General features: G+C 38.7%; 27 protein-coding genes and 1 tRNA gene. 1 reads left to right on the top strand and 27 read right to left on the bottom strand.

The genetic code is table 11. The annotated features are described in order from the left end of the window. Nucleotides 1-47 precede the first annotated feature (47 nt). The 24 genes from ACY2RU_RS11000 to ACY2RU_RS10885 all read right to left on the bottom strand — a co-directional run bounded on the left by ACY2RU_RS11000 (nucleotide 48) and on the right by ACY2RU_RS10885 (nucleotide 22,194). Nucleotides 48-1,115: a serine hydrolase domain-containing protein gene (locus ACY2RU_RS11000; RefSeq protein WP_490138509.1), complete on the bottom strand. Its 1,068-nt coding sequence runs from the start codon at nucleotides 1,113-1,115 to the stop codon at nucleotides 48-50. Nucleotides 1,116-1,175: 60 nt separating this feature from the next. After that, the gene (locus ACY2RU_RS10995; protein ID WP_490138508.1) at nucleotides 1,176-1,985 is read right to left on the bottom strand and encodes a helix-turn-helix transcriptional regulator; all 810 of its coding nucleotides are present in this window, start codon (nucleotides 1,983-1,985) and stop codon (nucleotides 1,176-1,178) included. Between the two features lie 108 nt (nucleotides 1,986-2,093). Next, nucleotides 2,094-2,804, bottom strand: coding sequence for a flavodoxin family protein (locus ACY2RU_RS10990; protein WP_490138507.1), 711 nt, complete (start codon nucleotides 2,802-2,804; stop codon nucleotides 2,094-2,096). Between the two features lie 10 nt (nucleotides 2,805-2,814). Beyond that, nucleotides 2,815-3,231: a DUF3592 domain-containing protein gene (locus ACY2RU_RS10985; RefSeq protein ID WP_490138506.1), complete on the bottom strand. Its 417-nt coding sequence runs from the start codon at nucleotides 3,229-3,231 to the stop codon at nucleotides 2,815-2,817. Between the two features lie 227 nt (nucleotides 3,232-3,458). After that, entirely contained in the window at nucleotides 3,459-5,738 is a 2,280-nt protein-coding gene (locus ACY2RU_RS10980; protein WP_490138505.1) for a PAS domain-containing sensor histidine kinase, read from the bottom strand. Between the two features lie 206 nt (nucleotides 5,739-5,944). Continuing rightward, nucleotides 5,945-6,454, bottom strand: a complete 510-nt coding sequence (locus ACY2RU_RS10975) for a GNAT family N-acetyltransferase (RefSeq protein WP_490138504.1) — start codon at nucleotides 6,452-6,454, stop codon at nucleotides 5,945-5,947. 3 nt (nucleotides 6,455-6,457) lie between these two features. Beyond that, nucleotides 6,458-6,952 carry a DUF6428 family protein gene (locus tag ACY2RU_RS10970; protein WP_490138503.1) on the bottom strand — a complete coding sequence of 165 codons (495 nt, stop codon included), beginning with the start codon at nucleotides 6,950-6,952 and terminating at the stop codon, nucleotides 6,458-6,460. 31 nt (nucleotides 6,953-6,983) lie between these two features. Further along, the gene (locus ACY2RU_RS10965; RefSeq protein WP_490138502.1) at nucleotides 6,984-7,307 is read right to left on the bottom strand and encodes an ArsR/SmtB family transcription factor; all 324 of its coding nucleotides are present in this window, start codon (nucleotides 7,305-7,307) and stop codon (nucleotides 6,984-6,986) included. A 91-nt stretch (nucleotides 7,308-7,398) separates the two neighbouring features. Beyond that, nucleotides 7,399-7,740 (bottom strand): TM2 domain-containing protein, encoded by a 342-nt coding sequence (locus ACY2RU_RS10960; protein WP_490138501.1) that lies wholly within the window; start codon nucleotides 7,738-7,740, stop codon nucleotides 7,399-7,401. Nucleotides 7,741-7,779: 39 nt separating this feature from the next. Next, nucleotides 7,780-9,141 (bottom strand): NAD(P)-dependent oxidoreductase, encoded by a 1,362-nt coding sequence (locus tag ACY2RU_RS10955; RefSeq protein ID WP_490138850.1) that lies wholly within the window; start codon nucleotides 9,139-9,141, stop codon nucleotides 7,780-7,782. 45 nt (nucleotides 9,142-9,186) lie between these two features. Continuing rightward, complete coding sequence (locus tag ACY2RU_RS10950; protein WP_490138500.1) at nucleotides 9,187-9,849, bottom strand: hypothetical protein; 663 nt, start codon at nucleotides 9,847-9,849, stop codon at nucleotides 9,187-9,189. 22 nt (nucleotides 9,850-9,871) lie between these two features. Next, nucleotides 9,872-10,237: a cupin domain-containing protein gene (locus ACY2RU_RS10945; protein ID WP_490138499.1), complete on the bottom strand. Its 366-nt coding sequence runs from the start codon at nucleotides 10,235-10,237 to the stop codon at nucleotides 9,872-9,874. Between the two features lie 19 nt (nucleotides 10,238-10,256). After that, nucleotides 10,257-10,661 carry an acyl-CoA thioesterase gene (locus tag ACY2RU_RS10940; RefSeq protein WP_490138498.1) on the bottom strand — a complete coding sequence of 135 codons (405 nt, stop codon included), beginning with the start codon at nucleotides 10,659-10,661 and terminating at the stop codon, nucleotides 10,257-10,259. A 20-nt stretch (nucleotides 10,662-10,681) separates the two neighbouring features. Beyond that, entirely contained in the window at nucleotides 10,682-12,031 is a 1,350-nt protein-coding gene (mgtE, locus tag ACY2RU_RS10935) for a magnesium transporter (protein ID WP_490138497.1), read from the bottom strand. Further along, the gene (gene rsmA / locus ACY2RU_RS10930; RefSeq protein WP_490138496.1) at nucleotides 12,009-12,803 is read right to left on the bottom strand and encodes a 16S rRNA (adenine(1518)-N(6)/adenine(1519)-N(6))-dimethyltransferase RsmA; all 795 of its coding nucleotides are present in this window, start codon (nucleotides 12,801-12,803) and stop codon (nucleotides 12,009-12,011) included. The genes mgtE and rsmA overlap by 23 nt, the downstream gene beginning before the upstream one ends. 106 nt (nucleotides 12,804-12,909) lie before the next feature. After that, nucleotides 12,910-13,224, bottom strand: a complete 315-nt coding sequence (locus ACY2RU_RS10925; protein WP_490138495.1) for a DUF4286 family protein — start codon at nucleotides 13,222-13,224, stop codon at nucleotides 12,910-12,912. A gap of 18 nt (nucleotides 13,225-13,242) precedes the next feature. After that, a complete protein-coding gene (locus ACY2RU_RS10920; RefSeq protein ID WP_490138494.1) occupies nucleotides 13,243-15,027 on the bottom strand; it encodes a tetratricopeptide repeat protein in 1,785 nt (594 codons plus the stop codon). Between the two features lie 70 nt (nucleotides 15,028-15,097). After that, on the bottom strand, nucleotides 15,098-16,369 hold the full coding sequence (serS, locus tag ACY2RU_RS10915) for a serine--tRNA ligase (RefSeq protein ID WP_490138493.1): 1,272 nt from the start codon (nucleotides 16,367-16,369) through the stop codon (nucleotides 15,098-15,100). A 68-nt stretch (nucleotides 16,370-16,437) separates the two neighbouring features. Continuing rightward, nucleotides 16,438-16,971 carry a hypothetical protein gene (locus ACY2RU_RS10910; protein WP_490138492.1) on the bottom strand — a complete coding sequence of 178 codons (534 nt, stop codon included), beginning with the start codon at nucleotides 16,969-16,971 and terminating at the stop codon, nucleotides 16,438-16,440. A 139-nt stretch (nucleotides 16,972-17,110) separates the two neighbouring features. Next, the gene (locus ACY2RU_RS10905; protein ID WP_490138491.1) at nucleotides 17,111-18,583 is read right to left on the bottom strand and encodes an HTTM domain-containing protein; all 1,473 of its coding nucleotides are present in this window, start codon (nucleotides 18,581-18,583) and stop codon (nucleotides 17,111-17,113) included. Next, complete coding sequence (locus tag ACY2RU_RS10900) at nucleotides 18,576-19,508, bottom strand: bifunctional riboflavin kinase/FAD synthetase (protein ID WP_490138490.1); 933 nt, start codon at nucleotides 19,506-19,508, stop codon at nucleotides 18,576-18,578. Before ACY2RU_RS10900 ends, ACY2RU_RS10905 begins: the two co-directional genes overlap by 8 nt. Nucleotide 19,509: 1 nt before the next feature. Next, a complete protein-coding gene (pth, locus tag ACY2RU_RS10895) occupies nucleotides 19,510-20,202 on the bottom strand; it encodes an aminoacyl-tRNA hydrolase (protein ID WP_490138489.1) in 693 nt (230 codons plus the stop codon). Nucleotides 20,203-20,280: 78 nt separating this feature from the next. After that, nucleotides 20,281-20,919, bottom strand: a complete 639-nt coding sequence (locus tag ACY2RU_RS10890; protein WP_490138488.1) for a 50S ribosomal protein L25/general stress protein Ctc — start codon at nucleotides 20,917-20,919, stop codon at nucleotides 20,281-20,283. 333 nt (nucleotides 20,920-21,252) lie between these two features. Next, complete coding sequence (locus ACY2RU_RS10885) at nucleotides 21,253-22,194, bottom strand: ribose-phosphate pyrophosphokinase (protein WP_490138487.1); 942 nt, start codon at nucleotides 22,192-22,194, stop codon at nucleotides 21,253-21,255. A gap of 171 nt (nucleotides 22,195-22,365) precedes the next feature. Here ACY2RU_RS10885 and ACY2RU_RS10880 point away from each other — a divergent pair. Then, nucleotides 22,366-22,447: transfer RNA gene (locus ACY2RU_RS10880), tRNA-Leu, on the top strand. 70 nt (nucleotides 22,448-22,517) lie between these two features. Here ACY2RU_RS10880 and ACY2RU_RS10875 read toward each other — a convergent pair. The 3 genes from ACY2RU_RS10875 to ACY2RU_RS10865 are packed head-to-tail and all read right to left on the bottom strand — an operon-like array spanning nucleotide 22,518 to nucleotide 26,308. Further along, on the bottom strand, nucleotides 22,518-23,159 hold the full coding sequence (locus ACY2RU_RS10875) for a DUF7002 family protein (protein WP_490138486.1): 642 nt from the start codon (nucleotides 23,157-23,159) through the stop codon (nucleotides 22,518-22,520). After that, nucleotides 23,160-24,809 carry an adenylosuccinate synthetase gene (locus tag ACY2RU_RS10870; protein WP_490138485.1) on the bottom strand — a complete coding sequence of 550 codons (1,650 nt, stop codon included), beginning with the start codon at nucleotides 24,807-24,809 and terminating at the stop codon, nucleotides 23,160-23,162. Further along, the gene (locus tag ACY2RU_RS10865; RefSeq protein WP_490138484.1) at nucleotides 24,806-26,308 is read right to left on the bottom strand and encodes an ImmA/IrrE family metallo-endopeptidase; all 1,503 of its coding nucleotides are present in this window, start codon (nucleotides 26,306-26,308) and stop codon (nucleotides 24,806-24,808) included. Before ACY2RU_RS10865 ends, ACY2RU_RS10870 begins: the two co-directional genes overlap by 4 nt. Nucleotides 26,309-26,342: the final 34 nt, after the last annotated feature.

The raw sequence follows: 26,342 nt of genomic DNA, 5'->3' as shown, positions 1-26,342 counted from the left end.
CGGCTTCACGATAAAAACAATGCGTATAACGTGTTTTTAACACAAAATTACTCCGCAGCGGGAACGATAAAATTATTCATCATTTCATTAGTATAACCATGTGCATTTCGGTTGTTGTAATTGCGGGTTGTGATCACAACGGTTAATTGTAATTCTGGGATGGCTACCATTTTGTTTCCGCCGTTACCAGACATATAAAAGGCATCGTATTTTTTATCTTTTCCGAAGGGATTCATCCACAAAAAGTAGCCGTATTCTACACCTTCTCGAGCTACAGCTTTTGGTGTTGTTGCTCTGTTTACGAAGTCTTGAGAGATAAGTTGCTTTTTATCCCAAGATCCTTTTTGAAGCAGTAATTGAATCATTTTAAGGAAATCCCGACTGCGGTATCCGCTACCACCGGCGGTGTTGAGAATGTTAGCGGGCGTAAAGTCAAGTTTAAAATCTGTAATTTCTAATGGTGCGAGCAAATTTTCCTTGAGAAATTGATCTGCCGGACTTCCAATGGCACTTTCAACGATCGCTGCAACGGCGGCTGCCTGTGCCGAAGAATAATGAAAAAACCGACCATAAGGTTGCTGAGCGGGCGGCGGATTAAAAGGATACGAGCGAATAGGTAGATCGAGAAGAAATTGGGTCCAATCTTCAATATAGTACATACGTTCTTCGTGACCTCGGGAGGCAAAATTTTCGTCGTCTGTCTCCAGCATACAGCTCATAGTAAGTAAATCTTGAATACTGATCTCTGCTTTACGTGGATCGGGGTTTTTAACGGGCATCTTATGTTGCAAATAAGAGTATATTTTGTCTTCTTCGGAAACAATAAAACCCCTGTCAATAGCTAAACCTGTTAAGAATGTAGCAATTGTCTTGGTGGCTGACCTAGTGTTGTGTTTAGTATTTTGATCTGCACCATTATAGTATTTTTCAAAGAGTAATTTTCCGTTTTTAGCTACGAGGACACTGCTGATATTTTCAAAATCACCAGCTGCTATCTTAGCGTCCATTTGAGTTAAAAGGGGGTTGATATTCTTATTGGGTTGACTCATATCAATTTGGCCAAAGAGCAACGTGCTAAAGGCTATGGCGATAATAAAACTTACAATTTTTTTCATAGGTGTTTGATTGATGAGGTACAAAGTTGAGGAAGATTTTGATTATAAAATTGTATGATATTAACATCTCCCTATAGATGTACGAAATGCCTTTGGCGTTTTATGAAAATACATTTTAAAGGTTCGTGTAAAATGACTTTGGTCTGAAAAACCACAGATATAGGCAATTTCGGTTAAAGAAAAAGAAGAATCAACCAAATAGCCAATGGCCTTTTTTATCTTTTGCTGGCGCAGATAATCGCCTAAGGTTGTGTGAAGGTACTTCGGAACTGCCCGTGAAAGATGTACAGGATGAATTCCCAATGTATTGGAGAGATGCGTAAGACTTATTGTTTCGGTGGTGTCGTTTAAAAGATCTTTTAGATTGTTAACCCAAAGAGGTTCGTGATTTGAGTCGCTATGAACGCTTTGTTGTGAACTTTCGCAAAGTTGTAATAGTAGAAGATCGATACTTGCTTCTGAAAATGGATCTTGGCAGTTAAATTCGAAATACAATTTCGCTAAAATATGGTGCATTCTAGGGTCTTCTATTTTCTGACTGCCTTCCCAAAGATCAATATTGAGTTTTTTTTGATCAAACCATTTCCGCTCAAATTCTATATGGAAGCCGCGTGCAGTTGTTGACTCTTTCGTATTAAAGTGCTGGTCGTTCCAATTGTGCAACAGAAAACTACCTCGCTCGCAATGTGTTTTGCGCCTTTTGTTGATATCAAAAACGTTACCCTCAAGAACGTACATAAAATACGGGTTCTCATGGCAATGCCAATCGGTTTGAGGCATTAGGTAGTCATATTCAGAAAGTATGATTCCCTTGCTTTCAAGTTCCAATTTCTTTTCTCCGTAATAGGTTCCTTTGGTTAGTATTTTCATATAAAATGCTTACTAAGTAGACCAATCGAAGCCAGAATTGTTACATTAAATAATAGTTAGATTCAAATAATCTTGTAGAGCAGATCTCAAAAAGACTATACTGCTGCTTTAGCGATATTCTGGATTTTCAAAATTCCAACGGGTGCCATCATCCCAGTCACCTCTAGAATTTCCATAGGCAGGATATCCACCTTGATCGTGCAATAGCTTAGCCAAATGCAGGAGATTGTACGTCATAAAAGTGGTGTTTCGGTTGGTAAAATCATTATTCTTGGCACCGCTTTCTTCATCATTATAACTTGGCCCTGGACCAGCTTCACCAATCCATCCGCAGTCTGCTTGCGGTGGAATGCTGTAACCGATGTGCTGCAGGGCATAAAGAGTACCCATGGCAACGTGTTTGATACCGTCTTCATTTCCAGTAATGATACAGCCACCAACTTTTCCGTAGAAATAATACTGGCCTTTTTCATTGCGTTTTCCGCTCTCTCCGTATAGGCGTTCAATAAGTTTAGTAGCTACTGAAGATTTTTCGCCCAACCAAATAGGCGTTCCAATGACCAAAATATCGGCCGATTGCACTTTTTTCCAAAGTTCTGGCCAATCGTCTTTTTCAGCACCGTGTTCGGTCATATCGTGATAAACGCCATAAGCAATATCGTGATTCACCAAGCGGAGATATTCAACTGTTACGCCTTCAGCGCGCATGATCTTAATGGATACATCCATAAGTGCTTGTGTGTGGCTCATTCGCGGCGATTTTTTAAGCGTACAATTAATATATAGGGCTTTCAGTTTTGAAAAATCGGGTTTTGCCATTTTTTTAGTCTTATAGAGAATCTCTAAGATACAAAAAATAGCCACCACCAATAATGAGTAGGGGTGCAGCGATACAACTTAAAATAATTGTGGCGCGATACAATCCCCAAAATCCAATGATCTTTATCTCAGTATCGTCGTTTGGATCATATACTAGTTTGACTTTTTGATTAATTTGATATATGGGAGGACGTGAGCTAACTAAACTGATGTAGGTTCTTTCGTTGTAATTTCTATCTTGAAACGAAAAGACAGGTTTATAAGTAATATCTCCATCACTATCGGTAGACTCAAGAAGTTCAACTACCGTTGCGGTTGTTTTTACACCATCTTGTAACAATTCTTTGGTCTGCTGATATTGCCAAACAGCAAAGCCAATGAGAATTAGCCCAGTGAGCGCAAATAAACCATATAGATTATACCACATAACTTGTATAGATAAAGTTATGTAAATGAAGGAATTATAAAAATTAATTGCAAATATTTTCTGAGAAGATTGATCTTTTAGGTCGATAGGGAAATTGCCCGAATTGATACTTTGTAAATACTTCAGCTTTTTATACTAAAAGGAAGATATTTTATAAGCAGATCAAGGATATTATAATAACTACAGCGCAGAAACTAGAGTTACTAGGCCATGTTAAACATAGGAGTTTAGTTTTCGAGATGTATTGTAAAAGTTGTACCGATGTCAACCTGACTTGTTACCTCAATAGTACCATTCATGGCTTCCACTTGATTTTTTGTGATAAAGAGACCAATTCCCTGACTGTCTTGATTACTGTGGAATGTTTTGTACATCCCAAAAATTTTAGAGCCATAAAGCTTCATATCGATGCCTACGCCGTTGTCTTTAAATACGATGGTAATAGACTCTTCATTGCTTACGGCACTTATTTGTAGGTAGGGATCGCGGCTGGTTGCGCGGTATTTTACTGCATTGGTGAGTAGATTTAAGATGACGCTGTCCAGATAAGCAGGAATAACCATTGGTTCAATAGTTTCGTCAATGTCTATTAGGATCTGCAATTTAGCGTCGAATAAAGAAGAAGAAATACTGGTAACTGCCTTCTCTACTGAACCTTTTAAATTTACTGGTTTTAGATTTTTGTTGATCTCTGTATTCATGCTCACCACTTCATTCAGTTGTGAGATCGTTTCCATTAAGTTGTTCGCTGTCGTAGTTAAATGAGGAAAGTATTCGTTTTCGGCGTGTTCTGGAGCTTCTTCCTTTATTAGATCTAAAAGCATTAAGAAATTTCCAGAATGTGAGCGGAGGTTATGGGAAACAATGTGAGCAAAATTTAAAAGTCTTTTATTTTGTTCTACAGTAACATCCAACAACGATTTAATTTTTTTGTCGGATTTCTTTTTTTCTGAAACATCAGTGATCTGAGCCACAAAATGAAGCGGCTCGTTTTTGTCATTTTTAATAATAGAAGTAGCTAAGTGAGCCCAGACATAGGTACCATCTTTATGAATATAGCGCTTTTCAATTTTAAAGGTATCTCTCTTGTTTTGGAACATTTCTTCAATAAATGGGGCATCTTTAGCGAGATCTACGGGATGTGTGATATCTTGAAATTTCAACTGAAGAAATTCTTCAGGAGTAAAACCTAACATATCACAAAGACTATTATTCACTTTAAGCCATTTTCCGTCTAGGTCAACAAGCGCCATTCCAATGGCGGCATTTTCAAATGTCAATCTAAGTTGTTCTTCCTTAAACGCTAGTTCCTTTTGGGCCTTAGTAATCTTATCAATATCCTGAAAAAGACCATACGCGCGAATGCAGTTGCCATTCTTCATGACAGGGATACCGATAGCTCTAACCCATTTCTCAGTACCTTTGGCGGTGATTATTTCGAGATCAATATCATATTTTTTGCCGCTTGAAATACACTCTTTAAAGCTTTTTAAAATAAGCTCTTGTGATTCGCCTTCTTTAAAAAAAGCAACAGAATTGTTAATGTTTGGAATATAATCGTCTGATACCTCATGGATCTCTTTCGTTGTTTTACACCAGGCCATTTTTTCAGTAATCAGATCAATTTCCCAACTACCAATCCTTGCAGCCTCATTACTACGCTCTAAGAGATCCTTGTAGCGATGAACTAAATACTGGTCATTTTTAAGCTGCGAGATCTTTTGGTGGGAACCCCCAACCCATTCTGGATGTCCGTCATTAGACCGTGAAATAAGTTTTCCTTTGTCTCTAATCCATACCCAATGCCCGTCTTTGTGTTTCATGCGAGTTTCGCATTCGTAAAAAGGGTTTTTACCTTCAAAATGATCTCTTAAGAGTTTAGACGATTTTTCTAGATCATCAGGATGAGCTAATTTGTAATATAAGTTTGATGTTAATGGACCTAATTCTTCTAGCGTATATCCTAGAATAGCGGCCCATGATTCATTGAGAATCAGCTCTTCGGTTTGAACATTCCATTGCCAAGTTCCTGTATTAGTACCATCAATTAGCTGCGTATAAAAATTTATCTTCTCCTCTAATTTCAATTCCTTCTCCTTAAAGGAGGTTATGTCGTGTAGCGTAAGAGCGAGTTGTGGCTTGTCGCTTTTGTCTAGTCTCAATAAACCTTTACAATCCATCCACACAGAAGAACCATTTTTATGTAAAAACTTGATCACTTTGGAATATTCATTAGACACGGGAGGTTTGTCAATAAAATTCTGAAAGGAACGCAATGTGGCAGGAAGATCTTCTGGGGCGACAAATGATTGCCATGAAGCAACCTCAACAGATTTTTCCATATCACTATAACCCAAAGCCTTCCAGAAATAGTGGTTTATTTTTCCCTCATAAGGTTCTTTAAGGTCTAATAACCAAACACCAATATGTAGCTGATCTTGCACTAAATAGGGCATACTATTAAAGTTGGGGTCGGTAGAATTCAGCTTTGCTGGAAAATCATACATATAATTTGAGTAAATATGAGCTCCTTGGTAGTGAGTCTTACAAAAGTAAGGCTTATTCGTCGATAAAGCGCAAATAAATCCGTTAAATAGTCTAATTCGACGTAATTTTTTCGATGAAATACATTTAATATCGACAAAAGGTAATTTTAGTATGATAATTCTGTCAGAATAAATCTTAACCCGTGTCTTATTTGATCGTAATTTTGCTACAGATCTTTTTCTGTTTCCTGTAAAATAATTTTATTTGATCGGCGCTCCATCAATAAATTGTCATGCCAGACGCCATCTCGTTGAGCAATCTTTTCACGGATACCCACTATTCTAAAGCCGCAGTTTTTATGTAGCTGTATACTCGCCTTATTCTGCCGAAAAATACTTGCCTGTATGGTCCAAAATCCGGCTTTTTCACTTTCAATGAGGAGATGCTGTAGTAGTTTTTTACCAATCCCTGTACCACGAGATTCAGCCGATACATAGATCGTGTTTTCTGCGACTCCGCGATATACTTCACGCCTGGAAACAGCGCTAAGAGAGCACCAGCCTGCAATTTCCTCGTTTTTAATAACAACAAATCTGCATTGTGGCAACATCTTTTTATTCCATTGCTCCCAACTTGGAACGTCGGTTTCAAATGTAGCAATTCCTGTTTTTATGCCTTCTGTATAAATTTGTAGGACACTTGGAAAATGAACCTTTTCTAATGGTATGATCTTCATATTTTAGCAACAACCGCCTCCTGGACTACATGTTTCGGCTGCCGCAACAGCCGTAATTAAAGGTTCTGGTACACCACAGGTTTCTTTAGCTTTGCAGTCGGTTTTTTTAACGGTCAATTTGATCAGTATGCTTCCATTTTGAACTATTGAGTCGCTAACATATAACTGTGCGGTATGAAATAATGCATTACTGTATTCAAACCTTACTTCCGCCTCCATTTCAAAAGCTCTTATTTCGGCCACTTTGTTAAGAATTCCAAGTGCCTTGTTGCTATTCATAAATTCAGTTTTGCTTAGTTCAGACGGACTTTCCCACAACTGAATAATGGTTTCATTCCAATTGTCGGTGTTGGTTCCACAATCAACCGAATCAATCTTTATATGTTTGACCTCTGTAATATGATAATTGGCGCCTACCAACCGATTAGGCGAATATTCAAATAGGAGAGAAGCATCTTTATTCGCTTCAAGAAGTTGTAAAAAATCTTTTGTTTTCATGATGCACTAATTTATATCGGTTTAGGATAAACTAAGAACACTTGGCCTCTGTTGTTTCAAAGAATTCTTGAAATAATTCTTTCAACGCCGTTAATTTGTCGGTGTTGATTCTGTAATACTGACTTTTCCCTTCAAATTTGCTTTTTAGGAGTCCGGCCTTTTTAATGATCTGCAAATGTTGTGAGGTAGTAGGTTGAGAAAGACGTATTTTTTCTGAAATGTCCTTACATAAACAACCTTCACAATCGCCAATATAATTTAATATTGATATCCTAGCAGGATGTGATAGCACCTTCGCCATATCAGCTAGCTGATTCACACTCATGGTATGCAAATGTCTTTTTGAAACGCCCATTGAAATTTAGTTTAATTATGATAATGCAATATTACGATATTAAAACATATAAAAAAAGCCTTCCGAAATAAATCAAGAAGGCTTTAAAGTTTTAGAACCAGCCTTTTTTACCAACTTGGTAGGTTTGGTAGAACTCTTCATCAGTTTTAGTAAGGTAAATGATACCTTCTATAAGACCAATAATTCCACCTAATCCACAGGTAACAATGGTAATTACAATTTGGATAATACCCTCTTGAGTATATCCCAATACGAATTTATGAATTCCCAATGATCCAATAACGATACCTAAAATACCGGCGATCATTTTTTTATTTTCTTGATTATTGGTTACTTCGTTCCAACCCTCTTTAAAATCATTTGCAGTGTCTTTAGCTGCATCTTCGATTTTGTCAGCGGTGCTGTCGAAACCTTCATTTTTGTTTTCTTCCATGGTTTAGTTGTTAAGTTTTGAGAGATAAATATACAATTTTTACAGAAATGCGGCGTCTACTGGTTCCCAAAGTTCAATTTTATTTCCGTCATTATCAATGATCCAGCCAAACTTTCCATATTCATATTCCTGTATCTCACCAACGATAGTAACTCCTTCATTTTTTAGGGCTGCTAATAACTCAACCAAATTTTCAACTCGGTAGTTGAACATAAAATCTTTTGTAGCCGGTTCAAAATAGGTTGTGTCTGCTGGAAATGTGCTCCATTGTGTCGAACTTTTTTTACCCTGTTCGTCCTTCCACCAAAAAGTACACCCCCAATCATCCGTATTAAAACCCAAGTGAGTTTTATACCATTCTTTAGTTGCTTTCGGGTCTTTGGTTTTAAAGAATATTCCACCAATTCCTGTGACTCGTTTTGGTAAATTTTGCTTTTTTTCAATGCTCTCTTCGGAAGGTTTTTCTCCGAAATTAGCAATGATCTTTTCTGAAATAACTTCGGCTAACTTGATCTTGCTTTCTACTGTCCAGCCCGCTACGTGCGGACTCACGATCACATTCTCAAACTGTAATAATTGTTCTAATGCCTTCGGAAGGTCTTCTGAAGTAAATAGAGATTCAAACGATAATTTTTCATATTCAAGCACGTCAAGTCCTGCACCTAAGATCTTTTCTTTCTTTAAGGCATCGACCAAATCTGAAGTGACAACACTCTTTCCTCGTGCCGTGTTGATAAGCCAAAATGGTTTATTAAAGCTATATATAAACTGCGAGTCAACCATTTTATTGGTACGCTCGGTCCACGGAGTGTGTAGACTCAATACATCTGCTTTTTCCTGTAATTCTTCCAAGGATGTTTGTCGGGCATTTTCATCGCCTACGTCTTCCTTAATATCATAACAAAGCACCTCACAGTCAAACCCGCGTAATTTTTTAGCGAAGGCTTTGCCCATATTTCCGTAGCCAATAATTCCAACCGTTTTTCCGTCTAGTTCAATGCCGCGATTCGCTTCGCGATTCCACTGCCCATTCTTTACTTCGCGGTCTGCATTATTGAGTTTGTTAAACAAAGATAAAAGCATGCCCAAAGCATGTTCGCCCACAGCGTTTCGGTTTCCTTCAGGAGCAGAGAAAAGTTTGATTCCTTTGCTTTCAGCATACGGAATGTCAATACTTTCTAGTCCGGCGCCCACACGCGCAATAAACTTGAGATTGGTTGCTGCGTCGAGAAATTGCTGGTCAATATTAAAACGACTTCGAATCACGATACCGTCGTAATGTTCGATCACTTGTTCGATGGCCGATTTTGGAGAAGTATAGTCTTCCGAATTTTCAAAGCCAGCGGTTGCAAGGTTTTCACGTAATAATGGGTGGTTATTGTCTAGGTGTAGAATTTTCATCATTGAAACTAAAGCTAAAAAAGTATATTGTGTTTTGTTTGATCACTACATGTTTTCCGTAGTCGTTAAAAAGTGTTGAATGATCTCTAAGATATCTCTACCTTTTAACTCCTTATTTTTTATTTTACGAACGAGCTCAGGATCTTCAGCAAAGTGTAGCTCAGCATTGTTTTTAATGCCTCCCAATTGGCTTGTCATGTAATACAGCTTCGCATCCGTTTTATCTGCTTTACTCATGTAGTACGAAAATGTTGGGATGTCTTTTCCTTGTATATATTTTGCCACTAGATCAATAGTTCCGTTTCTATTATCAACTTTATACGTACTCATAACATAAAAAGTGACAAAGTTATTTCTCGCTTGAGCGAGTAGCAAATAGCGCTTTTTTGAAACTTTGTCTTTCTTTATAGATCCTATGGGCAGATTATCGTAGAAATAGGAATTTCCATTTTCTGAGGTCACTCTGATCGAAGCGATTTCTTTTCGTTCAATATGTTCTGTGGAGCCTTTTGCAGATGCTTTATATGAAATTTTCCGTTGCGCGGCAATATTGGGAGGCTGTACGAATCCCGATTTGACACTTCCATCAAGCAGTTTAATTTCACCTTCCCAAAATGGATTGGTATTTATATTCAACTGAGCATTTGCAGGCAAGGAAGCTGCGATAAAAAGAAGTATTAATCCGGTTTGGGTTAAAAATTTTGTCATAATTGGGTGTTTAAAATCGATATTAAATCTTCGGGTATTCAGACTGTGTTTTTTCGTGAACTACATTTCCCGTATGCGCCGTACTTAATTTTTCAAAAAGAAGTAGCTGTACCTCTTCATCTCCTATGCTTTTTGGGCAATGTTCAACACCTTTTGGAACTACAATGATCTCACCTTCTTTTACAATTTCTATCGAATCGCGAAAATGCATTTCCAAAGTGCCTTTTTGAACAAAGAAAAGTTCATCCTCCTCCTCGTGTTTATGCCAAACAAATTCACCTTTTATTTTAGCGAGAATGACCTGCATATCGTCTACGATCGCAATTTGATGCGGATGCCAATGCTTTGAAAATTTGTTGAATTTTTCGGAAATGTTAATTGGTTTCATGTCCTCAAGTTACAAAATGTCACTGTTTTGATATAAAAAGATCGCTTATTTCTGAAGTAACTTCAGTAGGTCGCAAGGTTTGCGCATTTAAAAGACACCAGAGGGTTTGTGCTTCCACCAAAACTTTTTGATCTGAATCGCGAACAATTTTATAATGTCGTTCACTTTTAACACCTTCGGAAGAAGCCACCCAGGTTTGGATTATTAGGTTGTCGCCCAGTAAAGCTTCAGCGCGATATGAGATGTTGTGGTTTAATACATACCAGACATATTTTTGCCGAATTTCTTCGGAAGTATTTTCGTTCCAGTGCTTTTCTGCGGCTTCAAGACACCATTGCAAATACACCAAATTGTTGACATGCTTGCGTTCGTCGATGTGTGCTTCGGAAACTGTAAGTGAAAAAGAATAGATCTGTGGTGTCATAATTTCTTCCGAAGTAAAACTTAGATCCCTAAAATAAGTTTAGCGATATATAAATAGATCAAAATTCCGAAGATATCGTTACTCGTTGTAATAAAAGGACCTGTAGCGATCGCTGGATCAATGCCGCGCTTGTGTAAAAATAGCGGAATGAATGTTCCAATAATTCCCGCTACAATGATCACAACAAACAGCGAAACCGAAATAGAAAGGGCGTAATCAATGGTGCCTTTCCATCCCCAAATAAAGAAAAACAAAACAATGGCTAGCGCTGCGCCGTTAAGCATGGCAAGAAGCATTTCTTTTAAAAGTCTGTTTGCAATACTTCCTTTGACATCATCATTTGCCAAACCTTGCACAATGATCGCACTCGATTGTACACCCACATTTCCAGCCATGGCGGCGATAAGTGGTGTAAATAGAAGTAAAATTGCGTGGTTGTTAAGCACTTCCTCAAAACCACCCATGATAGCTGCCGCACCAACACCACCCATAAGACCAAGAAATAGCCAAGGAAGACGTGCGCGGGTTAGTTCCCAAACACTATCATCTGCTTCAACGTCCTGCGAAATACCCGCAGCCATTTGGTAATCTTTTTCGGCTTCTTCTTTGATAAAATCTACTATATCATCAATAGTAATACGCCCCACCAAAACACCGTCTTCATCTACAACAGGAATCGCTTCCAAGTCATATTTTTGCATGATCCGGGCTACATCTTCATTTTCAGTATGCACGGTAACATAGTCTACTTTTGGAATAAAGACTTCGCTAATTTTTGTTTTTTCGGAGGCTGTAAGTAGGTCTTTTAGTGAAAGTCGGCCAGTAAGTTTCCCCTCCTTGTTGGTAACATAAATTGAGTGAACACGCGTGACATTTTCGGCTTGACGGCGCATTTCGCGAACACATCCGGCAACGGTCCATGTTTCCTTAACTTGAACTAATTCTTTTGCCATTAGGGCACCCGCCGTGTTTTCGTCGTAATTTAGAAGTTCAACAATATCGGCCGCATGCTCTTCATCTTCCATCTGGTCGATGACTTTCTTCTGAATATCAGCATCAAGTTCTGCAATGATATCGGCGGCATCATCGGTGTCGAGTTCATCGAGTTCATTCGCAATTTCCCTCGGCGTTAAATTCTCAAGAATACGCTCTCGGAGATCTTCATCTAGCTCCATTAAAGCTTCCGAAGTGATCTCACTTTCCAACAGTTTTATAAGGTAGGTCGCCTCATCACTATTAAGTTCTTCCATCAATTCTGCCACATCGGCAAAGTGATAGTCGTGTAAGAGTTCGCGCAACGCATGGCCATCTTTGTTGGCTATGAGCTGTTCGATATTCTCAATAAGATCAGTTGTTAGTTGAAATTGCATCGTCTTCCAGTTTTTGCGTGAGGGCAACAAATTCTGCTACCGATAGTTGTTCTGGCCGCTGCCCAAAGATAGTATCTTCTTTTAGTTTATCTGAAAGATTGAAAGTTTTTAAGCTGTTGCGTAGTGTTTTTCTGCGTTGCTGAAAAGCGGTTTTTACCACTTTGTAAAGCATTTTTTCGTCGCATCCCAGTTGTAGGTTTTCTTTACGGGTAAGTCGTAAGACCCCACTTTCAACGCGAGGCGGCGGATTGAAAACGGAAGGCGGTACTGTAAATAGGTATTCTGCCTCATAAAAGGCTTGTGTTAGTACCGAAAGTATGCCGTAAGTTTTACTTCCCTCTTTTGCACAGATGCGCTGTGCAACTTCTTTTTGAAACATACCCGAAAACTCTGGGATCTGCTCTTTGTTTTCTAATGTTTTAAAAACAATTTGGGTAGAAATATTATACGGAAAATTCCCTGTGATGGCGTATTGTTCGGTTCCAAAGACATCTGAAAGGTCTTCACGTAGAAAATCGGCTTCAAGGATCTGTAAATTTTTCTGCGGGAAATGTTCTTCGAGATAGGAAACAGACTCATTATCGAGCTCCATGGCGACCAAATTTATATCTTTTTCTACCAGATATTTGGTTAGAACGCCTGTCCCTGGACCAATTTCTAATACATTTTTATAGCCTTCAAAACGCAGGGTATTTGCTATTTTTTCAGCAATGGTCTCATCAATCAAAAAATGCTGACCTAAGTGTTTTTTTGCGCGAATGGGCTCCTTCATAGGGCGTAAAGATAGGTTATTTGCATGTGCTACGCCATTGAAATGAGACAAGGCTGCGTTTTCGTATGATTTAAAACAGCGAAGCAATTAAGCGGGACATGGCTGTTTATTTCTGAAATTCAGAAACAATGGCGAGTTCGGTTCTAAAGGCTACAAACTTTCCTTCAAACGGCTTGCTATGTGAGCGAAGTGTTTCGGCGTCTTCAGCGTAATATTTTTCTAGAGTTTCTTTACTATCGGTATGATATTGTACCGAGTAGGTTACACCGCCCATATCTTCCTCTACTTGTACTTGAGTCATAAGCGCTTTAGAAAATTTTCCAGTTGCTAGCATGGCTGGAATATGTTCGGTTTGCATCCAAGAAAGCCAAGCTGTTTCTATAGATTCTTCAATATTAATGGTGACATTATAGATGTACATAAAAAAGAATTGTAATTTTTAGTTGATCGCGTCGCCGCGCAGCATTCTGTATTTTTTTCGTGCCTCAACAAAGTAGATACTATCTTCAAAATTGAAGATGAGCTGTTCGTAGATCTCTTTTGCAAGTTCGGGTTGCTGTAATTTTTCTTCGTATAAATGTGCTAATCGAAAATGTGCATCATCGGCCAAGATATCATCGTTGTAAAATTCGATCAACTTTTTGTAATTCGCTTCTGCCTTGCTGTATTCACCTATTTTTTCATAGAGCTCGCCTTGTTTTAATAAAGCTTCGTCTTCCATACTTTCGCCCTTGTGGCTAAGTAGAAGCTCGTCTAGAACCACAATGGCTTCTTTGTTTTTATTCTGAAGGGAAAGCAGATCGGCTCGTGCATATTTCTTTAGCGCTGTTTGCGTAGTATCTTCCAATGAATTGTCTGCGATCATTAAACTGAGCTGCATAGCGTCATTAGCAATTAATTGAGAAGCCGATTTCCGAAGCACCTCCAATTGCAGTTGTGCCCAAGGAAAATCACCTTTAAAATAACTGGTTCTTGCTACTTTAAAACGTGCTTCTTGTGCCAATACATCACTCTTTATCTTACTCTGAATTTGTGAGTAATAGATAAGCGCCCGATTAAATTTTTCGTCCATTACCAAAATATCGGCCAACTCCATTTTAACCCGAGCTTCTTGATAAGCGCTTAGTTTTTCCTCGGAAAGATCTTTTAAGTTATTGATTGCCAGTTCGGGATTTTCGGCTTGAAAAGCCAAAAAATGATTGTAGTCGATCTGCAACATATATGTTGCCACCCCGCGACCGTACTCAGAAAGTAAGCCTTCAAATTCTTGGGTGATCTTTGGGTAGTCTTTTTCCGAAGCCATTTTCATACGAAGCTTCATCAAATATTGATATCCACGTAGGCGTAATTCGGGTGTGGGCGAATTTTCAATGACAAAGTTTATAATGTCTTCGCTAGTCTCATAATCTTCGGCAGCAAAAGTGATAAAAGATAAATCAACGATGCCTTCAAGATCATCTTCGCCAAGACGTTTGTAGATCGCTTTTTCTTGACTAAAAGCCTTTTTAAAATCTTTTTGCTGAATAAAAAGCCAGCTTAACAGCTTATTGTAAAGTGTTTGCGGGTTGTCTTGTAATTTACGCAAGAGCGTTTTCCGAAGGATCTCATTGGCTTCATTTAATGGATCTTCGGTTACGTACATACTAAAATTTCGTTGTGCAATGCTGGTATACGACGGATTTCTTTCAATAAGATCGATGTATTTTGAAAACATCTTATCCATTTTCCCTTGTTCTCCATAAAGACGCGCCAATTGCGAATTGTAATCTCGATCTGGGTCAAGTTCGAGTCCTTTTTCAAAGGTAGCTACTGCTTCATCGAGTAAGCCGTATTTCTGAAATGCGGTTCCAACGGTTGTGGTATAAATTGGCGCTTCTTCCAAATAATCTATTGCTTGTTTATAATAGGATGCAGCAATGGAATCTTTGTTTTGCAGCGAATAATTATAACCGAGCTCAACAAAAAATTGCGGACTCACACGGCGTGCGTTTAGGCGTTCGTTTAACAAGCTTTCAACCTCGTCAAAACGCTCTAATTGCTGATAGGCTTCAACCATCGCCATGATATAATCGGTGCGACCGGGTGTTTTTTTATATAGTTTTTCGTAGATCGATAGCGCCTTTTCATATTCGCCTTGCTCCAAATAGTTTTTCGCCAAAAGATCATTCTGGGCGACGATTTCCGAAGAAAAAATTAGCAATAATAATATGAAAATAATGCGCATGGGATAAATATAACGATTTCAATGTTCAAACCGTATATCAAAAATAAAGCCGTTGTTAAAAACGAATCGTTTAGGATATCATGTCAAACCCACAATACGGCACCAATACGTCTGGAATCTTGATCCCTTCAGGTGTCTGATAGTTTTCAAGGATCCCCGCCAAAACACGCGGTAATGCCAATGCACTTCCATTTAAGGTGTGAACTAAATTGTTATTTCCGTCTTTATCTTTAAAACGAAGTTTAAGTCGGTTGGCTTGAAACGTTTCAAAATTTGACACTGAAGAGATCTCTAACCAACGATCTTGTGCTGTTGAAAACACCTCAAAATCATACGTAAGTGCAGATGTAAAGCCTAAATCACCTCCACAAAGGCGTAGAATTCGGTATGGTAATTTTAAGTCGCGTAAAATGTCTTGTACATGTTCAACCATGCCATCTAAAGCTTCGTAGCTATTGTCTGGGTGTTCAATACGTACAATTTCTACTTTGTCAAACTGATGCAATCTGTTTAGGCCGCGAACATGAGCTCCATAACTTCCTGCTTCTCTTCGGAAACAAGGTGTATAACCTGTACAAGTGATGGGTAAATCTGTATGCATGACCAGGTCGCCGCGAAACATATTGGTTACTGGCACTTCGGCTGTAGGGATCAAATATAGATCATCAACGCCTACATGGTACATCTGACCTTCTTTGTCGGGTAATTGTCCCGTGCCAAACGCAGACGCTTCGTTTACTAGGTGCGGCACTTGATATTCGGTGTAACCTGCTGCGGTATTTTTATCTAAAAAGTAAGAGATCAATGCGCGTTGTAGTCTGGCGCCTTTGCCTTTATAAACTGGAAAACCGGCTCCCGTAATTTTCACACCTAATTCGAAATCGATCAGATCATACTTTTTGGCTAATTCCCAATGAGGCAACGCACCTTCCGCTAGCACAGGAATGTCGCCTTCACGGAAAGTTTCTTCGTTGTCGGCTTCATCGGTACCGGCTGGCACGACGATATTTGGAATATTCGGGATGGTGTACAATAACTCCTGAAGTCTTTCAACAGTTGCGTTTAGCTTATCTGAAAGCTCCTTAGAGCTTTCCTTAAGCTGAACGGTTTTTTGTTTTAAAAGGTTCGCTTTTTGGGTTTCGCCATTCTTAAAAAGAATACCTATCTCTTTTGAAAAGGTATTCGATTGAGCAAGGATCTCATCAAGGCTTGTTTGTGTTGCACGACGCTCTTCGTCGGCAGTCAATACCTGATCAAAAATTTCGTTTGCATCAACACCTCGTTTTGCCAAGGCGGTGATGTACTGCTGTTTATTCTCTCTAATTTCGTTTACCTGTAACATGATCCTTATACAATTTAAGGGTGCAAAGTTAAACAATATCTGTTAGTAAACTGCAAAAACGCTTGTTGTTAAAAGCATTGTGAATTATTCATCCAGCAATCGGTAGCACAGCTAAATTCAGAAGAACCATCACTGGCCAAAACACATTCTATTAGCGCTAATATATTCAACTGACTTAAGCAGTTATTCCGTTTAATAACACTACCAGCAGAGTTGCCATCTGAACTAGAGATGTCCCAACATTTTTTAGAACCAGCAACATAATCCCCTGCGCTCATTTGCACTACGCCGGTTGTGGCTATGTTAGCTGATCCCACATAAAGGTCGCCAAGTTGGCCATCTTCATTTGCTACCATAAACCATGATACACTCGGAATGGTATCTGATGAATGTTTGGCGATACCTTTGGCAATGGTAAGAGGCTCCTTTGAATTAAAACTAACTTTACCCGGAAATTCAACCTGTAGGTAATGTAACTTGCCGAAATGTGCCGCAATTTCATCTTGATAGCGAGGCTCCGGATTCTTACATTGTGTTAGTAATAAAAAAGCAAAAAAGGAAAGGAATAAAAAATTTTGTAACAGGTTTTTTGAAATTTTCATCAGATTATATTTCTTTAAAAGTAATTAAAATAAGCTGATATTCAGATAGTTTGGCTAAACATGTCAATAAAGTTTATCTAAAAAAATTCCGTGCTAACAAGGTTTTGGCATCTTTTAAAAGGCCGCTGTATTCAATATTTTAAAGAGAATCTTTGACTGTCTTAACGGTGTCAGTTCTAAGAAGCCCTTTGAGCAAAAACGGATTTGAAACGGTGTCTCCTTTTCGTTTTTCTTCCATCCGTTTCCGGATTGTACTATTGATTTCTCGTTGTTTTTCTAATGTGGCTTCGTCGGCATGATACATTTTTGGCGCTGGCATGATCCAGTCATGATGTTTAAAATGATGCCAAGATTCTGCCGCAAGATCTACTTCTGGATCGATAAACTGATGATAAATACCGCCGTTGATCTTCACTTTCGAATCTACATAAACGGCAACATCACGACCTTCTTTTGCTTCTGCAGCTTTAATGCGCTGTGCGAGTTGCCAGAGCAGATCGGGTTTCGATTTTACGGAGCGGCGCTGTTTTTTAGATAGTAATTTTATATAATCATAGCGTTGGCGTTTCCCTGTTTCTTTATCTTCAACAGTAATTTTGAGCGTGGCACCTCTGGATCTCAACATCATGCGCCAGCTAAGGCGGTGTCCTTCTTCATTCCAAAGTACATCATCTTGAAATGCCCAATGACGTAATGGGAGTCCGATTTGAAAGATAAAGTAAACAGCGAGTACGGTAAGAAGTGCGTTTTTATACTTCGGAACAATAACTTCGTCACCTGTGTATAGTGTTTTCTTCGGAAGAAATCGTTTTTGTAATGTTTCCGAAGAAAAGAAAAAGAAGGCAAATGCGATCGACATATACGGAAAGATCCCAATTTGGAAAACAATCGAATTAAAAAGATGAAAAAACACCCCAATGGCAAATCCGAAGAGCCTTGTACGCTTCCAGAGTAGTAACGGCACAATAAGTAAATCAAACAGAATACCAACATAAGCTATACACCAATGTACCCAACGCTGTTGTAAAAACTCGCCAATTAGCCAGTAATCTGCCTTACCTTTCATAAATAGTTGGGCTACGGTAGCATCTAACCAATCTGGATACAGTTTTGCAACCGAAGCATAGGTATATACGATCCAAACCTGAAGAATAAGAATTAACAACACCCAACGCGGCATGGCGGGCGATTTTAGCAACGGATTGATCTTTGCGTCTAACGAAAACCAACGGTTGGCAGGTAAAAAGACCATGATCCAGCATAGCAACATCATGAGATAATAATGGTTGTTGTAGGCCGTTTTTTGCATCAAATAAACACAGCTCCACATAAGGGCATAGCAGAACATGCTAAAGCGGTATTTATATCCTACCATAACGAGTACGCCAAAGGTACCCATGAGTGCAAAATACACATACATCCAGTTTCCAGGAAGTGGCTGTAAGAAGTCGAAACCAATAAAATTAAACGTAAATTCAGGCTCCATCAAGGTGCGGCGAACCCAACCCGTAGCGATTGCGCCATATCCTTCAATGGCAATCAACAATCCAAAGACTACCCGAAATAAAACGAGGCCTGTATTGTCAATTTGCTTAAATAGAAATTTATTCACGGGCTTTAATGTAGTTTTGTGCAAAGATTTCGTCTTTCTTAATGGCTGTTTTCAGTGCCTCAATATTGTTAAACGTCTCTTCGTCTCTAATATGTGTCAAAAAATTGATTTGTATAGGTTGGTTATACAGATCGCCGTCAAAATCTAAGAAATAAGTCTCAATTGTTTGCTTAGTTCCACCCACTGTAGGGTTGGTTCCAATACTGGTAATGCCATATACAAGCTTATTGTTTATTTCCGCGGAAACAACATACACCCCATTCATAGGAATGAGTTTATAAGGTTCGGAAGGGTTTAAATTGGCAGTAGGGTAGGCAAGGGTGCGACCAATCGCTTTTCCTTTCACAACCGTTCCAGAGATCATAAAAGGGTAGCCCAAATAGGTGTTTGCAGTTTCAATATCACCAACTTCGAGCGCTTTCCGAATCTTTGTGGAACTCACAGAAACATCATCCAATGTTTGGGCATCGATCTCTTCTACTTCAAAGTTATAGGTTTTTCCAAACTCTTTTAGATCAGTAATATTGGCGGTTCGGTTTCTTCCAAAGCGATGATCGTAGCCAATAATGATCTTTTTGGCATGCAACTGATTTACCAAAATATCGCGAACATATTCAACCGCGGTCATTCTGGAAAATTCTTTTGTAAACGGGTGAATGATCAAATGATCGATCCCAATAGCTGCGAGTAGCTCTTTTTTTTCTGAAAGCGTATTGATCATTTTTATATCGCTGTCTTTTTGGAGCACCATTCTTGGATGCGGAAAAAAGGTGAGCAATACTGAGTCGAGATCATCTTTTTTTGAGGTAGCAACAACACGTTCTAAAATCGCTTTATGGCCAACATGTACTCCATCAAAAGTGCCGATAGTCACAACACTGCGACGCGTATTTTGATATTGGAAGGCTCCTTTGTGTTCTTGCATATTATTTGCCGTTGTAGGTGTTCATGGTAATATTTATTCCTGCCAAGCCAAAAGATTCAATGATCTTTGCACCTATTGGCAAACGTTCTTCCAGCGCTTTTTCTTCTTCTGGGGTCCATTCACCAAGGACGTAATCAACTTGTCGTCCTTTTGTAAAAGCATCACTTATTCCAAATCGAAACCTATTGTACTGTGTAGTTTGCAAGGTGTTTTGAGTGTCTTTAAGGCCGTTGTGACCCCCATCACTACCTTTGGTCTTGATACGAATGCTTCCAAAGGGAAGGTTTAGATCATCGGTAATGACTAATAAATGCTCCAGAGGAATTTTCTCTTTTTCCAACCAGTATTTGATAGCCTTTCCGCTCAAATTCATATACGTGCTTGGCTTAAGCAGAATAAAAGTACGTCCTTTTTTCTTGTGTGTTGTAACGTCGCCTAGTTTGGCTGTTTCCCAGGTAAGACCTTCCGTTTGGGCGAGATGATCTACTATTTTAAAGCCAATATTATGGCGGGTATGTTCGTATTTCGGACCGATGTTGCCTAGACCAACAATGAGAAATTTTTTCATATTCATTGCCCCCGCAGACGGGGAACTTTTAGATTTTTCGTCGGAAGCGTTTTGCGCCGAATCATTATTTTGATCCAGTTCTTTTTCAGAATCAATTCCGAAGCATTTCCGAAGCCACTTGAGCATAGTTGCTAATTTTCAGTAAAAATAAAAAAAGCATCCCGAATAAACGAGATGCTTTTAAATATGTTGATTTTTGGAAAATTATTCCTGAACAGCTGCTGTGTCGTCAGTTTCAGTTGCAGGTACATCACCAGCATCTTCACCTTCTTCATCATCATCCAAGTCTGCCACGGCAGTACGAGAAGTTCTAATTTGACAAATAACTGTGTTATCTGTGTGTAAAATGCTGTACTTGTCTGATTTTACAGCCGTTACATACATTTTAGCACCAATTTTCATGTCTGTAATATCTGCTTCGATAAAATCAGGAAGGTTTTCTGGGATTGCTTTTACACGAAGTTTACGAGAAACTACACGTAAAACACCACCATTTTTCACTCCACGAGAGTTACCAACAATACGAATAGGAATTTCTAACATCACTTCTTTATCGTCGAAGATTTGGTAAAAATCCATGTGTAAGATTCGGTCATTCACTGGGTGAAACTGAATATCTTGAAGAATAGCGTTTACTTTAGTGCCATCTTCTAAGGCAATCACAACTGTATGCACGTCTGGAGTGTATACTAAGTTTTTAAATGCCAGTTCTGGTGCTGAAAAATGAATTGGCTCTTCTCCTCCGTATACTACGCAAGGAACCTGACCAGCATTACGTAGGGCCTTGGTTGCAACCTTGCCCACGCTTTCTCTTTTAGATCCGTCGATTGTAATTGATTTCATTACTTTTTTTCTTTATTTAAATGAATCGCCTCTGCTTCTTTGCTTTAGCGGGGTGCAAATGTAGCTTTTTTTCTGAAAAGAGCGAAAAATTCTAAGTAAGAATAAAGACAAAAGAAGAAAGAGAAAAGAAACTCCTTTAATACGTACTTTTTAGGGCGTTCCCTCACTTCGTTCGGTCAGGCTATTCGCTATATCTTTTATATTGTCATTTTTGATGTGTCACATAGAGCGTAGGCGAAGTGCAAAAAGTTTATGACAATAAAAAAGGATGCCGCTGCTATCCTTAACGCGTTCGTGCTCCTTTTTTCATTGAAGGAAAAAAGGACATAACAATTACATTAAGAACTTAGAACTAATCGACTTATTACCATGAACACTAAGCATAACTTCAGCAAAGAGAGGCGCGCAGGTAAGAACCCGAATCTTGTCGCTCTTTTGGCGTAACGGAATAGAATCTGTAATTATAAGTTCCTCTAATTTTGAATTTTCGATGCGTTCGTAGGCATTCCCAGAAAGAATTGGGTGCGTACAAATAGCACGTACGCTTAATGCGCCACGTTCCATCATTAGGTCTGCTGCTTTAGTAAGGGTTCCGGCAGTATCAACCATATCATCTACAAGAACAACATTTTTACCTTGTACATCACCAATAAGTTCCATGTGCGAGATCACATTGGCCTTTTCACGTTGTTTGTAGCAAATCACTACATCACTTTCCAAAGCTTTTGAGTATGCATAGGCACGTTTACTACCACCCATATCTGGGGATGCGATCGTTAGGTTGTCTAGGTTCAATTTCTTTAAATAAGGCAAAAAGATCGTAGAGGCAAACAAATGATCTACAGGTTTTTCAAAAAATCCTTGAATTTGATCGGCGTGTAGATCCATTGTAATAATTCGCGTGGCACCCGCAGTTTCAAGCATTTTTGCCACTAGTTTCGCAGCAATAGGAACGCGAGGTTTGTCTTTTCTGTCTTGTCTTGCCCATCCAAAATATGGAAGTACCGCAGTAATATGTCTTGCAGAGGCACGTTTTGCAGCGTCTAGCATTAAGAGCATTTCCATAAGGTGGTCACTATTGGGATGTGTAGACCCAATAATAAATACTCTGCTTCCGCGTACAGATTCCTCGAAAGAAGGTTGAAATTCGCCGTCGCTGTAGGTTGAGGTAATCACCTTTCCTAGGGAAATACCAAAAGATTTGGCGATGTCTTCGGCTAGTGACTGACTCTGTTTACAGGCAAATATTTTGGGTTGCGGCTTATCTAATGACATGTTTTTGGACGGTTTGGTTGTAAGCTACAAAGGTAAATGAAAGGCGGGGCTTTCAGAAAAAAAATTGTTTTGAGTTACTAACAACATAAAGGCCGTTTGGTGACTTTTTTTATAGGAAACCAAAAATATATCGTTTGGTATAAAAAAATGCTTATTTTTGCAGTCGCATTTGCCTTGGTGGTGGAATTGGTAGACACGCTGGATTCAAAATCCAGTGCTTCACGGCGTGCGGGTTCGATTCCCGCCCAAGGTACAAAGGCCTTAACAGAGATGTTGAGGCCTTTTTTATTTTACGAAGGTAAAACATAGGTAAAACAAATTTGTCATAACTCAACCTCCAACCATGGTCCATCTGGATCACCTGCTGTCCAAACATTATTTGGAAGAATACAGTGGTTTTCAAACGTTACCTCCGCTACTTGCGCTACAGAAAAATCAAAATCAGGAGCTTTTTGAAAGGTATCCTTACCACGAGGAGGAGGAGCCCCTCCATAAAGGTGATGGCATCGCGTTGCTCCAGAATTAAGGCGGCAGAATCTAAGTCTTGCCGAATTAGTTATTAGCAAATCACTTGATTTAACACGAAGAATAATGGGCCCTTCAGGTTCGTATCGGTCAAAATGAGTTTGAAGTCTTTTTAGGGTAGGCCAGAAAAAAACTCGATTATTTAGATGCTTTATAAAATCTGGTGCTTTCCAATTATTTAATAAACTCTTTTCAAGTGCCTTAATCGAAATAGGGCGTTGGTCACGCAAACTAATGTTATTCCCATTAACGTTAACCTTTACATGCTCTGGTCTTCGACTCTCCATGAGGGTCTTTTTATCTTGATTGCTAAGGTCTGATAATGTAATTAATCGATTGGTACTCGCAATGCGACCATGTTCCAAAATCAACGGTACATTAGCTTCATTCGTGAGATGATAAACAAAAGGTCTTTTCTTAATAAATTCATTTACATCCATCTATATCCAATTTCGTTTGTCTATTATTGAGCGAAAAGAGAACCTTGTTGCAATAAGACTAACAGGCACCTCGGAACAGCGCTCCAGCTCTTCTATAAACTTAGCTGTATCTTCGGTAAGTTGATCGTATCTTCTGGCTTTCTGGTTTTCGTAAGAAATATAATCTGAAAAGGTAAACGCAATATCAGTTGGAGTATTAAGTTCACACGCCTTCCTAAATAAGCGCCAATTAAATTCCGCGATTCGCCTATCTTTTTTTGTTGTTGTCGTTTTCTCAATTTTTCGCATTTCCTCAAGGGGATACTTGGCCCGTCTACATATTTCTTCTAAATCTATTTCATTACTATAAAATTCCCCCGACGTGCCCTCATTTGGATTTTGAACACGAATTGGATAGCGCCTGACAACCATTACAATTTTACGTATTTTATTTATACCGATCCCTGCTTCAGCAGCACAACCTATTGCTGAGGTCTCTCTGGAGGTTACGTGTGGGTAAAATCCATGATGAATACTTAGAAAGGTGCCTTGTGTGCCCTCGAGAAGAACTTTTTTGTTTCCAAGATTCATTTTATCGTATTCCTCATGTGCAGAGCCAATGTATTGTTTTAATGTAGAAGAATTCTTAGCTTTAAATGCCACATTAGAAGACAATCGATGCTTAAATAAATTATTTGCCGTTGCTGCACCTACGCCTTGTTTAGTAGATCCTATTGTATCAATAATTCCTTCAATTCTAATGTCATCTTCAGTAATAATCGTTGCGTTCTCATCAATGATTATCCGATCGGACGAAATTGAAAATTTTCGAATCTCATTCATGATAGTCTTTTCACTAATTACCGCTCCAGGGCCAATCACAATCTTTGCTTCTTGGTTTCGAACCGAACCAGACGGAATAATATGAAAAACCTGTGGTTCTGGTTCATCGTAAACTTTGTGCCCGGCATTCGGACCACCAACTCGAATCAAACAATCATATTCAGGTGCTAAATAGCCTGCTATTTGCCCCTTACCTTCCGAGCCAAATTGTCCGCCGACAATAATATCCACATTACGATTATGTATTTTAGGCATAATTCTTAAATAACTCGAGATCCGAACAACGTGATCCATTGGATTAGAAGAATCTTCCGTGTGTACGACTATATCACTTTTTGATTTTAGGGTATGGACTTGTTTCTCAGTGGGATCACTAGAATATAATTCAAATTTATCCTTCGCCTCATCTGCAGAACTAAAATTATCAGATTCACGATTCCTTGAAATGAATCTTTTTCTTCTAGCTTCATATGGGGCATGAAGATAAATGTGATGAACCGATAATCCATATGCTACTCTCAATGAACCAACCTGCTCTATAATTCTTGCGCTGTCAATAATAACGCGTAATTCTTCATTTATCTTTGATTGCAGGTGATCCAGAACCCACTTACCTCCAGTTTCTTTGTCCAACTTTTGACCATACTTTTGAAGGTATCCTCTAGTGTTCGGTATCTTTCCCCCGTTTTCTGCCTTGGCTTTTTCAATTAAGGCCTCTTTTGTACTATAAGTAACAAAATTATACTTGTCCTCGAGCCCCTTACAGATTGAGCTTTTACCACTAGCGATTTCTCCACTAATGACAACAATAATTTTTTTATTTCTCATTCATTCCCTTTAAAAAGCGTTAAAACTGTAGATTGATTTGATTTAATTCTATTACCGGGGAGTAGATAAATAGTGACATTAATACCTTTTGAGACTAATTCGTCATAGATCATCCCTTTAATAATCTTCCAATCTCCTCCTGCTTGTCCAGCGCCAATGGCTGGCATATGGACAGAGCTATTTGAAGATAATGCAAAATCTTTTAAAGCGACAAGGCCTTTTCGAAGAGCTTCATATTTGAGCGGTATAATACCCTTGGTCGGACGAATACCTTTTTGAGCTAAAATTTGGAATGCATAACAATTATCATCCAGGTCAACAATACGACTATTTCCTAACTGGAAATCATCTTTATCTAATTTCCAACTAGATACAGATTTTTTCGTCTGGGGATATTTCTTAGCCATTGCGCGGCCAAAACCAAACCCTAATCCGCCACTCGTATTAATTATTTGAGTAATTATTTTCATTCCACTACCACGAGGTTCTGTGGCATCACCGTTTACCATATAAATACCAACTTGAGGAGTTGGGTCATAAATTTCAGGCACAATAAGTATCCCAATACGAGCAGTTGCGTGCCCCTTTACTGGGGACAGTCCAACGCCATGAACTATGTATCTAGTGTCATTAAATAAATCCCATGTTTCCTTGGCATACGAAGTCCATCGAGCTTTTATACATTCATATACTTTAGAATATTTTGGAATAACATACCCTTTTGGAACCTGTATAGTTGAGTTTAGCGATGCCTTACTGTAGTCCACCACAAGAGAGCCGTCATTTTTAAAAGAACACACAACAACATTACATGGTTTTTCTACAACTTGACTAAATCTTAAAAAAACAGATTCGACGGACGCCCTATACATACGTGCTATTTTAATTAGATTTTCAATTGTTGGTACAACTTGATTAGCTATAGCGGTAAACTCTGCATAGGGAAGTAAAATTTCTGATGCACCTATATTACACAGAAATTCTAGTTCCCATGCTTCTTTTTCACGTTCATTTTTTCGATAACGCATAGTATCTGCGCAGTCTGAGAAAAGTGTATGTGCAATTTCATGTGCGATTGAGAAGTTAATTCTTGCAGGACTCTGTGTAGGGTTATATTCTATACTAAAACTATCCTTGATTGGAAAAATTCTAGCTTCAGCCACCATATCATTCGGGCTAACTTGAATTCCATTCATTTTAGCTAGTTCAACCATATCAAATGGAGGTCCTACCCATCCAAGGGAAAATGCATTCAATACTAAACTTTTACTTTTCTCCCGAATAATTTCAATTGGATCCGCCAGTTCTTTGGACTCTGAAAGAAGCTTTAAAACCGATGGATGCTTCCAACGTATATTTTTTTCAAATTTGGTTTTCGAAATTATCGGAGCTTTAGCTTTCTTTTTATGGCTACCATATCCATGATCTATAAGATATTTATTTACGAATGATCGTTCCCCTTGAGTTAGCTCTTTCTGTTCGTTTATTTCTTCGGTCATTTAATGAAATTCTGTACCTCAAAAGGTAGTTAAA

The sequence above is a fragment of the Ulvibacter sp. 2305UL32-6 genome (assembly GCF_058148545.1).
This window is presented reverse-complemented; position numbering and strand designations above follow the sequence as displayed.

Bases quoted from the DNA above. Each gene is read 5' to 3' on its own strand.
- ACY2RU_RS10925 (WP_490138495.1), bottom strand. From the start codon at position 13,224: ATGTACATCTATAATGTCACCATTAATATTGAAGAATCTATAGAAACA.
- ACY2RU_RS10945 (WP_490138499.1), bottom strand. From the start codon at position 10,237: ATGAAACCAATTAACATTTCCGAAAAATTCAACAAATTTTCAAAGCAT.
- ACY2RU_RS10885 (WP_490138487.1), bottom strand. From the start codon at position 22,194: ATGTCATTAGATAAGCCGCAACCCAAAATATTTGCCTGTAAACAGAGT.
- ACY2RU_RS10950 (WP_490138500.1), bottom strand. From the start codon at position 9,849: ATGACAAAATTTTTAACCCAAACCGGATTAATACTTCTTTTTATCGCA.
- ACY2RU_RS10890 (WP_490138488.1), bottom strand. From the start codon at position 20,919: ATGAAATCAATTACAATCGACGGATCTAAAAGAGAAAGCGTGGGCAAG.
- ACY2RU_RS10960 (WP_490138501.1), bottom strand. From the start codon at position 7,740: ATGGAAGAAAACAAAAATGAAGGTTTCGACAGCACCGCTGACAAAATC.
- ACY2RU_RS10970 (WP_490138503.1), bottom strand. From the start codon at position 6,952: ATGAAAACAAAAGATTTTTTACAACTTCTTGAAGCGAATAAAGATGCT.
- ACY2RU_RS10990 (WP_490138507.1), bottom strand. From the start codon at position 2,804: ATGGCAAAACCCGATTTTTCAAAACTGAAAGCCCTATATATTAATTGT.
- serS (WP_490138493.1), bottom strand. From the start codon at position 16,369: ATGTTACAGGTAAACGAAATTAGAGAGAATAAACAGCAGTACATCACC.
- ACY2RU_RS10900 (WP_490138490.1), bottom strand. From the start codon at position 19,508: ATGCAAGAACACAAAGGAGCCTTCCAATATCAAAATACGCGTCGCAGT.
- pth (WP_490138489.1), bottom strand. From the start codon at position 20,202: ATGCTCAAGTGGCTTCGGAAATGCTTCGGAATTGATTCTGAAAAAGAA.
- ACY2RU_RS10920 (WP_490138494.1), bottom strand. From the start codon at position 15,027: ATGCGCATTATTTTCATATTATTATTGCTAATTTTTTCTTCGGAAATC.
- ACY2RU_RS10975 (WP_490138504.1), bottom strand. From the start codon at position 6,454: ATGAAGATCATACCATTAGAAAAGGTTCATTTTCCAAGTGTCCTACAA.
- ACY2RU_RS10980 (WP_490138505.1), bottom strand. From the start codon at position 5,738: ATGTATGATTTTCCAGCAAAGCTGAATTCTACCGACCCCAACTTTAAT.
- ACY2RU_RS10875 (WP_490138486.1), bottom strand. From the start codon at position 23,159: ATGGATGTAAATGAATTTATTAAGAAAAGACCTTTTGTTTATCATCTC.
- ACY2RU_RS10910 (WP_490138492.1), bottom strand. From the start codon at position 16,971: ATGAAAATTTCAAAAAACCTGTTACAAAATTTTTTATTCCTTTCCTTT.
- ACY2RU_RS10940 (WP_490138498.1), bottom strand. From the start codon at position 10,661: ATGACACCACAGATCTATTCTTTTTCACTTACAGTTTCCGAAGCACAC.
- ACY2RU_RS10985 (WP_490138506.1), bottom strand. From the start codon at position 3,231: ATGTGGTATAATCTATATGGTTTATTTGCGCTCACTGGGCTAATTCTC.
- ACY2RU_RS11000 (WP_490138509.1), bottom strand. From the start codon at position 1,115: ATGAAAAAAATTGTAAGTTTTATTATCGCCATAGCCTTTAGCACGTTG.
- ACY2RU_RS10995 (WP_490138508.1), bottom strand. From the start codon at position 1,985: ATGAAAATACTAACCAAAGGAACCTATTACGGAGAAAAGAAATTGGAA.
- ACY2RU_RS10865 (WP_490138484.1), bottom strand. From the start codon at position 26,308: ATGACCGAAGAAATAAACGAACAGAAAGAGCTAACTCAAGGGGAACGA.
- ACY2RU_RS10870 (WP_490138485.1), bottom strand. From the start codon at position 24,809: ATGAGAAATAAAAAAATTATTGTTGTCATTAGTGGAGAAATCGCTAGT.
- mgtE (WP_490138497.1), bottom strand. From the start codon at position 12,031: ATGCAATTTCAACTAACAACTGATCTTATTGAGAATATCGAACAGCTC.
- ACY2RU_RS10965 (WP_490138502.1), bottom strand. From the start codon at position 7,307: ATGGGCGTTTCAAAAAGACATTTGCATACCATGAGTGTGAATCAGCTA.
- rsmA (WP_490138496.1), bottom strand. From the start codon at position 12,803: ATGAAGGAGCCCATTCGCGCAAAAAAACACTTAGGTCAGCATTTTTTG.
- ACY2RU_RS10955 (WP_490138850.1), bottom strand. From the start codon at position 9,141: ATGAAAATTCTACACCTAGACAATAACCACCCATTATTACGTGAAAAC.